Here is a 10,288-nt window from a genome sequence, read left to right as displayed (position 1 = left end):
TACGCGAAACGGGGTTGTTCTATCTTTAAATTTAATTACGCAACAAAGCCCCTTAAACATCGAAACTAAAGACAAACCTACAATGCCGAATGTAATAAATTGTGTTGATTAATTTGTTAGACGAATGTTGCCTTCAGCAACGCGACTTGTTGCTCAAACAACCCACTATCAAATTTGGAGTAAGATTTAGCTATATTTACCCATTGAACTCCGGTTTCATCAATATGACGAAATTCAATTTGTAACGCATATTTTGAACAACGAAGAAAACCAAATATAAAACCTACAATCGTTAAAGTAACAACTAAAGCTTTCAACCAAAAAGGTGTACTCTCAAGAGTTGGGATTGCTAACCAAACTGCTCCGGAGAAAACAAATAACCAAAATATTATTTGACCTAGATTGTCGAGTAAGCCAAGTTTCTTAACTCTCACATTATTAATTTTTGATAAAGGATACGAATCTTTTTTAAAGCTAAACTCTTCTTGGCTCAGTTGAAAATCTGTTTCCTTGTACATTATTGCCTCCATTTTTATCAACACTCTTAAATGCTTTATTAGCTTTTTTGGGTTACATACTTTGCGTGAATATCGAGAACAAATGGCTCCACTAAAGCTATACATCGGTCTAGATCGTCATCCGTTATATCTACTTTCTCACCATCTAAGGTATGACCATTTCGATGCACAAGGTCATGGCGTAACTCAAGTTGTTTTAATAGCTCTCTGCTGATATTAAAACGAATGCCAAGAACTTTTTTATAATACATTTCAACATCATTAAGCCGATGCCATACCAATGCTTTCATTGAATGTATCAAATACTCATCAATAGGGTTGTTTAAAGCAAAAGGAACCGTCACGGTAGCAGAACGAAACTTGTCATGGCTTGCTAGTTTTCGGAGTGATTCTGGAGAATTAGTAAGTTCAAAAATGAACAAGTTTGAAAGATACTGTTCCATTAAGCTTATCACGTTCGAAAAATACAATTGGTTGTGAAAACTATCTCTACTTTGGGCTCTTATTTGCGTAAGTCCTTCAGTGAAAGTATTGAGATATACATCAAATTCCGTATCAGAACTCATTAGCATGGTACTCCACTCTAATTTGCTCTTTTAACGCTCCATCCTTTGTCTCAACGTCTAGCGTCCAATCAACACCAACATTGGAAGACCAAACATTAATGTTAAACTCATTACCTTCCTCGTCTTCAAACGAATCATAGTTTTCGCTAACACTATCCCTATAACGCTCTGCCACAAAGTTAGGAGACGGTACGCTAACAACCGTAACCTCTTCAGTACCGCGATAAATAAGTAGATAGCCACCGGAAATGGGTGGCATACAGTCATTACCTTCTAACGTAAACTTCATCATCTCATTTCTCAAAATACAAATACGTTTCGATTATAACAGCATAGTTTTAGGCTTACACCTTCAGAAAGCTAACGCCCGCTTAAGTGGTGAGTAGCGTAAGACCGATGTTTCTGCAAACCACCTTAAACACAGAACGCAACGTATAGTAAAAATGTCACGTGTTACGAATTAATCCTAAACAGTTCGATATACGGTTGTGCCAGGCTCAGAGTTTGGCCCCAACTTACTGCTAAAAACGAACAGACAACTAACTAAAATACCTATCTCGAAAAGCTGACATAGAAAAGATGCTGTCTTAAACACCAGACCTGAATCCATCCAAGGCATCGCTATTTCAATTAGCACAGCGGCTAAAACCAAAGTATACCCAACTCGTTGATGCCATTTACCTAACACTCGCGAAAAGTGATGGAAAGCTAACAGATAAAACACCGAAAAAAAAGGCATTATAAACCAGATGAGATACTCAAAAATTTCAATCAACGAGCTACTACCTTCGCCCAAAGTTGCCATTAGAATAGAGATAATAAAGTTGAGTAGCATGTAAAGAAACGGATATATAAGAATACCCAAGGCAAGATACCGAACTGATTTTTTAACTCCACTTTCCACTTGTGTTACCTTCTCTAGTTGGAGTGACGCATAACACCCAATTAAGTAGCTGACAACGCTACTAATACGTTCAAAATTACCACCAAAATCACTTAAACTGAACTGAGTTGAAAATCCCAAGCGTTGACAGTCTGCTTTAATTGCTTGTTGTTAGCTCTACGACTTAGACTGGACAAGACACAATTTATTGAAATTCATCGCCATGATTTTCTAATGTTTTAATACCACACTCTAAACAAACTACATAGCGATCGATTAAATCTAGTGACGCTCCTGCTGGACTAGCCATCCCACCCAAAAAACCCGCAAGAAATTCCTTAAACTTTTCTTTCTTACTATTGCCATATTTGGACGGTTTTTGCTTAATCAATTCTTTATGTTCTGTTTTTTGACCACATTTGTCGCAATACCTAGCACTCATTTTAACCTCAATTGTTGTTTTATAAATCCTGAGAATGATATCGGAGTAGCTGCGCATATGAATGAGAAGTGAATCACACATATGAACCAGTACGCATATTTAATAAGTAGAACTAACGCTTATTAGATAGAAAATTCTGCATTTAAATACAGAGTTTTTCTGTCTAGTCTGATTTATGGGAAAGGATTATACTCATTAACCCTATTTATAACAGTGATTTAAATCATTAGCTGTAAAACTGGATGCTTAAAGTGTGGATTCTCGTCGTAGAAATGCAGAAAGGGCTACTTTCCTAAAAAAATAGCCCTTTCGATTGCTGTGAATCATCGGCGTTTCTTGTAGCGTTTTCGTGTGGTGTTCGCCCTTACCACACGCCCGTTCTTGAGCGTGTAACCTTTCTTAAGTTGGCCGTTTGGTCGACGACCTTTGCACTTGTGTCCTTTCATTGGGGTTCTCCAGTTTTCGTATCCGTTGCTCTTGGTCTTGTTGCACTCGCTTTATCCAGTTGATGTCTGTTTTCAAAGCCGCAATCGTGCCGAGGCTTGAGACTCAACCTGTAATAAATGCAATGACCAACGCATCAAGAAACGCCATCACTTCGTTTTCCATCGAGATCCGTAATATTCAAGTAGGTATCGCACCATGGCGCGTAATTGGGAATAAAAGACAAAATGAATGAAACGAACGCTCTAATAAACAACAAAGTGTTTTGATAAAATTGAGCTTAAAAAGTGACACTGCAACATAACTACCCTCCACTTTAATTGACGAACAGTAACAGTGGCCTCGTGACTCGTTGTCACAGCAAGCCATAAAACTCGCACACATAACTCTGATTACGACAAACCGAACCACAGTAAATTTAACTGTATAAATATGCAGTTAAATTGATACCCCCGCAAAAACCACACTTATCGAGTGAATAGCATTCAAAACCAACGCCATGCGTACAGAATTTGTTCTAAAAATCAGTTTAATCATTAACTTTTCTGTATAATCTTCAATTCAATTTTAACTATTGGGTTCGAATGTGAATACTCGATAGAATCTCTGTTTGCGGTGACATCACGCATAACCACAAAGTTACATGTATGGATGATTAACATTTTGAGCGACAACGTATTCAGGCAAATCAATATATTCCTTTCGGTTTTTTGCCTCGCTGCCACTCTACTGTCGTTTATCTCTTACCATATGATCATGGATCAAAACTACGTTATCACTCCAGATAGATTCCCTACACTCGTTAACACTGACCAAGAACATAATGGTGGCACCAAAGGGGTGCTGTATAAGTCAGAAGACACCATTGAGTTACAGTGTGACTTTAAGCGTACCTATAGCTCGCCATTCTGTGAGATTGAGTTCGTTATCTCTACGGAAGGTAAAGGTCTGGATCTCTCAGTGTATGACTCAGTGACCATCAATATGGATTACGAAGGCCAAGAACAGCCAAGGTTTCGCTTTTACATTCGAAATTACGACGAGAATTACAGCGTTCAAGGTGACGCTATGTCTAATAAGTTCAATCGTTTAGATTTCTCGTTACCCGATAGAAAACACATCGACTTAGATTATTTCAATGTCCCTTTATGGTGGATCGACTATTACAACCACCCTATTACTAATAGCGCCGTAGACGTTACCAACGCAGTGTCGGTTGAGTTAGGGCTTGGTGCTAGCACACTTGATGGGCACCATAAACTGACAGTACAAAGCATCGTTTTTCACGGCAAGACGATCGACAAGTTTGTACTAGGAAAACTCTTAATTAGTTTATGGGTGCTGTATGCGATTTACTATATATCTTGTGCGTTATATCTAGCCAGAAGAACAAGAACAGATGCCGCACAGCAACAACGTTTGTTGACTCAAGAAATTGAAGAGCTAAAGATAAAGGCTACAACCGATCCGTTAACCGGCTGTAGGAACAGAACTGAAGCTTTAGATGCTTTCTATGATTTTGAATGGTTAGCCCAGCAAGGAAAAACAATTCACATCGCTTTGTTTGATTTAGACCATTTTAAGCAAATCAATGATCAACATGGCCATGAAGTGGGTGACAAAGTACTTATTCAGTTTGTCGCAACGGCGAACGAGAGTCTTGGTGAGCAATATTTACTTTATCGCTGGGGTGGTGAGGAGTTCCTTTTAGTTTGCCTGGAGCAAACTGCGCTACAGTGTAACGAATCTATCAATAATCTATACCTAGCAATCGACCAAAGCGTTTGGCCTAAAGCGCTTAAAGTAACGACTTCGACTGGAGTAACACAGCTTAAGCAACATGAATCGATACGTTCTGCAATTAAACGTGCAGACAAGGCACTCTACCAAGCGAAAGACAACGGACGAAACCAAGTCGCAAAGTTGTACTAAAGCTCGCTTGACTAGACTGCAGTTACACATTCAACTCTCTGCCAATACCCAATCAAGACGCCATTAATACCCTGTCGATATCTACTGTCCATTTAAGCCGCCGTTAGATTTTCAACGCAGACTAAAGAAGCCAAAAGCTTTACTGTCTCATTAGGGTTCTAATCGATATGTACGCCTCTAAGCGCGCTCTCACCATCGGTAATAACACATTCTGTAGTAACGCCATTAATCGCATTCTCAGGTTGAGATGTATCGTTTCTAAGCTTCCTAACTACTTGTTCTAAACCGCACATATCTGGCTAGTAAAAGCTTTCTCTAAGCAGTCGTAAGTCACTCGCGGTATCGGTTTTGAACATTACCGTCGTTACTTATCTCGCGCTGCTCTTCGAGGAAATCCTTATTATTCTGCTCCCGTCACGCTTCTAATCACGCACTCTGACCCACTAAAAATGGAAGTCACAACGTCACTATCCTTAAAAAACGCCATAGATTTAACTACTTAGACATGGTGACATAAATGCTGACACCCAAAGTGATAGTTGTATTGTTTTCAGAGCTTGCTGTAATTTAATCACAAATAGGAGCCAAGAAAAGCCTGATAAGTGGATTACTCCAACGTAACTTACTGAATAAACGGCATTTAATGGTTTTGAATAGTTCGGGGTTTAGGGTAACTAAAGAGTTGGTATGTACGAGATAATATACTAGAGGGTAATATATTTAGTTATAGTGCGCTAAGGTGTTAAAAAAGAAGGGCTAATGCCCTACTCTTCTTTATTACTCATTTCTTCACGAATTTGCTCAGCAACGATTTTGATAGCTTGTGCTGTGCTGATGCCCTGGGTCATCATTTCTTGAATTCGTTCAACAGCTTTCTGTTGTTCTTCGTGAGAAAGGGTTGGTAAGTCGTTTAGCATAGTCTGCTCCTTTATTTAGGAGCAGAACTATATAAGGACTGTTAGTAACTAGCAAGGAAATTGATTGATGCACCCATTGCATTTTCATTTGTGTAGTTAGCACTTAAATCTAACTGGAACAAATTGAGTGGCGACAAACCAATACCTGCAGTGACTGTACCTTCTGAACCAGAGTATGCCAAATTCTTGTAGTACCCTGCCCTTAGCTGAAGCTGACGTAAAACATCAACTTCTGTACCAACGCGAATCATCTGTTCATTATCTTTGAACGAAGTAAACTTTTCGGTTTCATTTAAGTCATAGTCGACACTAAGCGTGAAGTAGTCCGCTACGATACCAGCACCTACGGTATATACTGGCTCTAGTTTGTATGCGTATTGGCCACCGACTTTGTGTGTCACATCGCTGGTCGTCGTACTCGTTAAAGTTTGAGATGTATCTTTGGTATTGATATCTCTAGATATTAAGTTGGTAGCCGAAAAGCCAACTCGAAATGGACCTGTGAACCAAAGCGCGCCAGCATCCATATTAAAAGAAGTTTCACCTTCACCATTGTCTCTTACATCAGACAAATCGTAGCTCTTAACAGAAGCAACGTAGTTGTATGTGTAAATACGTTGAAGTTTAGGCGTGATACCAAATGAAATATGCTGCCCCATAAAGGTTTGATATTTAGCGAGAGTTAATCCAACTTCGGTAACACCAATAGCAACGGCTTCTACCGTCGACAACTCAAGTTTATCGGCATCTGTCGCTGACGCTTCATTGTAAACATTTGGTGTAGCAAACGATTCTGTATAGGCTTTGCCGAATAGGTTAGCCGCTATAAATTGATTTGGGATAGCGAATGCGACAACACCACCAAGTTCAACATTAGCTTGGTTACCATCGAGTTTTTTAAGAGCTGCATCTAAATCTGCAGTGTTTGTCGCAGCCAGAGCGGAATCAATATTTGATTTCATGTCTTGGGGGTCATTATAACTACCACCAAAACTTGGCGTGATCATACCCATATCATCGTTACGACGATAAATAGCAACAAGTGCTGGGTTATAGAATGGAGCTGTTAGGAAGTTTGCTGAAACAACACCAACACCACCCATCGCATCACCACGCGCTTCAATGGCGTAGTTTGCTGCTGAAAGAGGAAGACTGGCGAATGCAATTGATGCTGCGAGTAGTTTAGTTGTATTTTTCATGCCGTTTATCTTTGTTAGATCCCTTACATTATTAACGGCTCAATTCTAAATTACTTTAGCTACTCTTCGCTAGAAATATCATAAGTTTTACTGATAGTTTGTGCTTGCTCTATCGCTATGTCACCTTGCCAGCGCGAATGTACCATTGATACAGCTAAAACATAACGATCATTGGGCAGTTCTTCACCCGTTAAATTGGTCGGATAATCGGATTCATAACTTTTACCCCACACCTGCTTATATCGTTCATCGACATAATCGTACAAACCTACGTCTAGCTTTGGTAATGGGCAGTATGGGTTCAGCAGTGCTTTTTTATCGATCAACCAAGAGTCTTTAGATGCCCAACGAACTTGTTGACGCATAACCACTTCACCAAGAATGACCCAAGTGCTCCAGGAGTTACCGCTATTTCCTTTTACAGTCAGGCGATAAAGTCCGGAATCAAGTTGAGACGCTAAGCTATAACGTTTGCTGTATACACTCACTGAAGTGTTATTGATTACAGGGTTACCTTTGGTGAACTCACTATCAGACGAAACGACCTTGTCGACCCACTTCTCAAAGGTGATGTCTTGGATGTTGCTTTCCGATTCAACGTCAATCGCCACACGGAATGTTTCCCTGCCTGGGCTTTGGATAATGTGTCTTTTCACGACGACCGAGCTTATCCAGTCCGGTAAAGTGTTTTTGGTGAGCGTTTTCCCACAATCTTTGTTCAATGCTTGCTCGAACAGCTGATTGAGATGATCTTCGCGAGATTGCGAAGCGTTGATTTGCCAAACTTCCACTAGTGAATCAAACATCAATGCTAAATCATTATCTAGCAGGTGCTTGTGCACTTGTGTCAGCGCATCACTGTCCTTAAACCAATCGGCTGCGTGTGCAGTATTGATGACGCTTGATAAAATGAGTAGTGGAAGTAAGGCTTTTTTCATTACGCTTTCATCTTGTAGCCAACGCCACGTAAGGTTTCAATTTCTAAACCTGGCAACTTCTGTCTTAGTTGCAGAACGTGCGTGTCTACAGTACGAGTTGTTGGGAAGTGGTTGTAACCCCAAACGTGGTCTAGTAGCTCATCACGAGTAAACACTCGACCAAGATTACTTGCCAAGAATAATAATAGATCAAATTCCGTACGCGTTAACGTGACTTCCAGTTCGTTAAAAAACACTTCACGTGTTGCTTTGTCAATTACAAGGTTTTGAGCCATTACTTTTGATGCATCTTGATCTTCAGCATCAGGTAGGCGTAGTTGTGCACGGATTCGAGCAAACAGTTCAGCTTCTGCAAATGGTTTCGTTAGGTAATCATTCGCACCTGAGTCTAGGCCGGCTACTTTGTCTTTTACTGTTACGAGAGCCGTTAGCAAAATAACTGGGATGTCTTTCTTTTTCTTCCAACCTGGAAGTGAATCTACTGAGTCACCATCAGGAAGTTGACGGTCTAGGATCACAAGATCCGCTTGTTCCCAATAGCCTTCAACTTCAGAGATCAGCTCGGCATGTAAACATTCATATCCAGCTTGCTCAAGGCTAACTAATAAACCGTCAGCTAAATTTTTATCGTCTTCAACGAGAAGCAATGTCTGTTTCACAAGGTATCTCCAAAATAAATGTTGTTGGGGGGCCGATAAGCGTCATGTGACCGCCCATTTTTCCGACCATAGATTCTACTATCGTCAGACCTAAACCGAGTCCACTCTTACTTACGAATGGCTTTCTTAGTTGCCCCCAATCTTTACGAGACAAGTCTCCATTATCTATAACTTTGAATGTCAGCTTCTTGTCAGAAGTATTCAGTTCTAGTATCACTGGGGCAACACCGTATTTCACGGCATTTCTGATCAGGTTATCGATACACGTTCCTAACCAATATACGTTTACTTTTGCAGCAATATCTTTGTTTACGCGGAGTTCAATGCCCGGAGCAAAGTCTTCTTCAACTTTGTATTGAAGCCACTCTTCAACACTTGGCACCCACTCTGTTGCAAGCGGTTGGTTGTCTGATTGCAAATAGTCTTTACTTGCTTCTGCCAACTGCCTTAAACGGCGTGTATCTTCACACAACCTACGAAATTCATCATATACCGATTCTGGCAAGTGTTCGAACTCTCGCCTAAACCCTTCAACCGTCAATGACAAACTCGCAATCGGTGTTCTTAATTCATGCGTTAGAATTTGAAGAACCAGCATGCGGCTCTTCATCTCTTGTTTTTTACTGTTCCAACGGTAAACCGCCCACCCCAACACGAGTAGGATATTGGCAATCACCAAAATAAACATGGCGATCTGCAGAAGCTCTGAATGATCTTCTATTTCCCAACATACATTGCCGCGCTGGACGAAACAGCTGTTGCCTTCTGAGGACAAACTAAAGGATAAGCCCGCGAGCGTAGCATTTTCGTTCCAAACTGATTCTTTATACAGGTAATATCTATCGCCGCGCTTGACCCACATTTCATCAAGCTCAACAAACATACTCGCACCCGCTAGCAAAGCTGTTATGGCTTCGTTGTCCATCTTCTGTAGACGAGACAGTAGTTCATCGTGTTCTGTGTTCGGTCGCTCTTGAATGTGCATGTAGCGCTTCAACGAGTCAAATTTCTCTGGGTATAACTCAACGTAGCGTGCGGCATATGAACCGCCACCGGGATGAATCAAACCACTTCGAGTAAACCAACGATCAGAAAGTTTAGTCCCTTTACACATTGCACGAGTAAAGACCAAAGGCTCTGTGATTAGAGGACTTAAGGGCAACTTTCCGCTGCATGTTTTTGATAACCGGTATAAGCGTTGGATGTCTTTTAGTGGGTATTCAGCAGTTTGCGGCAGCATAGAAGACGGCATGATCAAGCGAGTCGGGTAATCAGCCTGAAGCAGTCGAATATCATAAGATTCAATTGCCATTTCATGATCAAAAAGTTTAGTGAAGTTATCGATACGCTCAGGTAAAGAGTCAGCAAACGCGTTCACTGAAACGGATAATGTAGCGATAAGCAGAGTAAATGTTCTTTTGATGATCACAAACCAACGCAAATTCATATAGATCAATCAAATATATACCATTCGTTATCAAAGATAAATTTATAACCGCATGAAAAACCGTGCTAATGACGAGTTATAGCGACAAATTCGATCATATTAGGGCTATGTTGCACAGCTGTACTCGCTTAATCGTTTGAGTCGTTATAACTTCATTCAAATGAGTTTACGGCCGTCTATCGGACTGTGCTTATTGCTTATGGGCCATAGATTGCTGCTTATGGGTCATAGATTGTTGCTTTAGGATACAGCGACTTTCAGATGAACAAAAAAAAGGAGCTCTAATGAGCTAATGCCGTTCACTTAAGAGTGAACGGCATTTTTGTTCTTAGCATACCGTTGT

Annotated in this window: 12 protein-coding genes and 1 pseudogene; 1 reads left to right on the top strand and 12 read right to left on the bottom strand. The window is 40.5% G+C overall.

All coding sequences use genetic code 11. The annotated features are described in order from the left end of the window. Positions 1-116: 116 nt before the first annotated feature. The 7 genes and pseudogenes from AB6E08_RS21700 to AB6E08_RS21670 all read right to left on the bottom strand — a co-directional run bounded on the left by AB6E08_RS21700 (position 117) and on the right by AB6E08_RS21670 (position 3,003). Complete coding sequence (locus tag AB6E08_RS21700) at positions 117-518, bottom strand: hypothetical protein (RefSeq protein WP_017102030.1); 402 nt, start codon at positions 516-518, stop codon at positions 117-119. 38 nt (positions 519-556) lie between these two features. Beyond that, positions 557-1,084, bottom strand: coding sequence for a hypothetical protein (locus AB6E08_RS21695; RefSeq protein WP_241810802.1), 528 nt, complete (start codon positions 1,082-1,084; stop codon positions 557-559). Next, positions 1,074-1,376, bottom strand: coding sequence for a hypothetical protein (locus tag AB6E08_RS21690; RefSeq protein WP_017102032.1), 303 nt, complete (start codon positions 1,374-1,376; stop codon positions 1,074-1,076). The genes AB6E08_RS21695 and AB6E08_RS21690 overlap by 11 nt, the downstream gene beginning before the upstream one ends. A 174-nt stretch (positions 1,377-1,550) precedes the next feature. Then, the gene (locus tag AB6E08_RS21685; protein WP_017102129.1) at positions 1,551-1,988 is read right to left on the bottom strand and encodes a hypothetical protein; all 438 of its coding nucleotides are present in this window, start codon (positions 1,986-1,988) and stop codon (positions 1,551-1,553) included. Between the two features lie 184 nt (positions 1,989-2,172). Beyond that, positions 2,173-2,409 carry a hypothetical protein gene (locus AB6E08_RS21680; RefSeq protein ID WP_017101858.1) on the bottom strand — a complete coding sequence of 79 codons (237 nt, stop codon included), beginning with the start codon at positions 2,407-2,409 and terminating at the stop codon, positions 2,173-2,175. A gap of 323 nt (positions 2,410-2,732) precedes the next feature. Further along, the gene (locus AB6E08_RS21675; RefSeq protein ID WP_258186662.1) at positions 2,733-2,855 is read right to left on the bottom strand and encodes a hypothetical protein; all 123 of its coding nucleotides are present in this window, start codon (positions 2,853-2,855) and stop codon (positions 2,733-2,735) included. Continuing rightward, a pseudogene (locus AB6E08_RS21670) lies at positions 2,809-3,003 on the bottom strand (hypothetical protein). The gene AB6E08_RS21675 and the pseudogene AB6E08_RS21670 overlap by 47 nt, the downstream one beginning before the upstream one ends. Positions 3,004-3,504: 501 nt before the next feature. Here AB6E08_RS21670 and AB6E08_RS21665 point away from each other — a divergent pair. After that, positions 3,505-4,785, top strand: coding sequence for a GGDEF domain-containing protein (locus AB6E08_RS21665; RefSeq protein WP_032499462.1), 1,281 nt, complete (start codon positions 3,505-3,507; stop codon positions 4,783-4,785). 764 nt (positions 4,786-5,549) lie between these two features. Here the strand turns inward: AB6E08_RS21665 and AB6E08_RS21660 are convergent. From AB6E08_RS21660 to vxrA, 5 genes are read right to left on the bottom strand one after another with little or no spacing between them, the layout of a single operon-like run. Beyond that, the gene (locus AB6E08_RS21660) at positions 5,550-5,702 is read right to left on the bottom strand and encodes a YoaH family protein (RefSeq protein ID WP_004731009.1); all 153 of its coding nucleotides are present in this window, start codon (positions 5,700-5,702) and stop codon (positions 5,550-5,552) included. Between the two features lie 41 nt (positions 5,703-5,743). Continuing rightward, positions 5,744-6,901 (bottom strand): conjugal transfer protein TraF, encoded by a 1,158-nt coding sequence (locus AB6E08_RS21655; RefSeq protein ID WP_017101860.1) that lies wholly within the window; start codon positions 6,899-6,901, stop codon positions 5,744-5,746. Between the two features lie 59 nt (positions 6,902-6,960). Continuing rightward, positions 6,961-7,839, bottom strand: coding sequence for a DUF2861 family protein (locus AB6E08_RS21650; RefSeq protein WP_017098137.1), 879 nt, complete (start codon positions 7,837-7,839; stop codon positions 6,961-6,963). After that, positions 7,839-8,498, bottom strand: a complete 660-nt coding sequence (vxrB, locus tag AB6E08_RS21645) for a response regulator transcription factor VxrB (RefSeq protein ID WP_009845363.1) — start codon at positions 8,496-8,498, stop codon at positions 7,839-7,841. Before vxrB ends, AB6E08_RS21650 begins: the two co-directional genes overlap by 1 nt. Beyond that, positions 8,473-9,945 (bottom strand): sensor histidine kinase VxrA, encoded by a 1,473-nt coding sequence (gene vxrA, locus AB6E08_RS21640; RefSeq protein WP_009845362.1) that lies wholly within the window; start codon positions 9,943-9,945, stop codon positions 8,473-8,475. Before vxrA ends, vxrB begins: the two co-directional genes overlap by 26 nt. Positions 9,946-10,288 lie beyond the last annotated feature (343 nt).

The sequence above is a fragment of the Vibrio sp. 10N.247.310.24 genome (assembly GCF_041467175.1).
Classification (GTDB): domain Bacteria; phylum Pseudomonadota; class Gammaproteobacteria; order Enterobacterales; family Vibrionaceae; genus Vibrio; species Vibrio tasmaniensis_A.
Note: the sequence above shows the minus strand (reverse complement) of the source record. Positions and strands in the feature narration are given on the sequence as shown.

What these genes read in the sequence shown, in the direction of transcription:
- AB6E08_RS21655 (WP_017101860.1), bottom strand. Translation starts at nt 6,901, where the DNA reads ATGAAAAATACAACTAAACTACTCGCAGCATCAATTGCATTCGCCAGT.
- AB6E08_RS21650 (WP_017098137.1), bottom strand. Translation starts at nt 7,839, where the DNA reads ATGAAAAAAGCCTTACTTCCACTACTCATTTTATCAAGCGTCATCAAT.
- AB6E08_RS21680 (WP_017101858.1), bottom strand. Translation starts at nt 2,409, where the DNA reads ATGAGTGCTAGGTATTGCGACAAATGTGGTCAAAAAACAGAACATAAA.
- AB6E08_RS21675 (WP_258186662.1), bottom strand. Translation starts at nt 2,855, where the DNA reads ATGAAAGGACACAAGTGCAAAGGTCGTCGACCAAACGGCCAACTTAAG.
- AB6E08_RS21690 (WP_017102032.1), bottom strand. Translation starts at nt 1,376, where the DNA reads ATGATGAAGTTTACGTTAGAAGGTAATGACTGTATGCCACCCATTTCC.
- vxrA (WP_009845362.1), bottom strand. Translation starts at nt 9,945, where the DNA reads ATGAATTTGCGTTGGTTTGTGATCATCAAAAGAACATTTACTCTGCTT.
- AB6E08_RS21660 (WP_004731009.1), bottom strand. Translation starts at nt 5,702, where the DNA reads ATGCTAAACGACTTACCAACCCTTTCTCACGAAGAACAACAGAAAGCT.
- AB6E08_RS21700 (WP_017102030.1), bottom strand. Translation starts at nt 518, where the DNA reads ATGTACAAGGAAACAGATTTTCAACTGAGCCAAGAAGAGTTTAGCTTT.
- AB6E08_RS21665 (WP_032499462.1), top strand. Translation starts at nt 3,505, where the DNA reads ATGATTAACATTTTGAGCGACAACGTATTCAGGCAAATCAATATATTC.
- AB6E08_RS21695 (WP_241810802.1), bottom strand. Translation starts at nt 1,084, where the DNA reads ATGAGTTCTGATACGGAATTTGATGTATATCTCAATACTTTCACTGAA.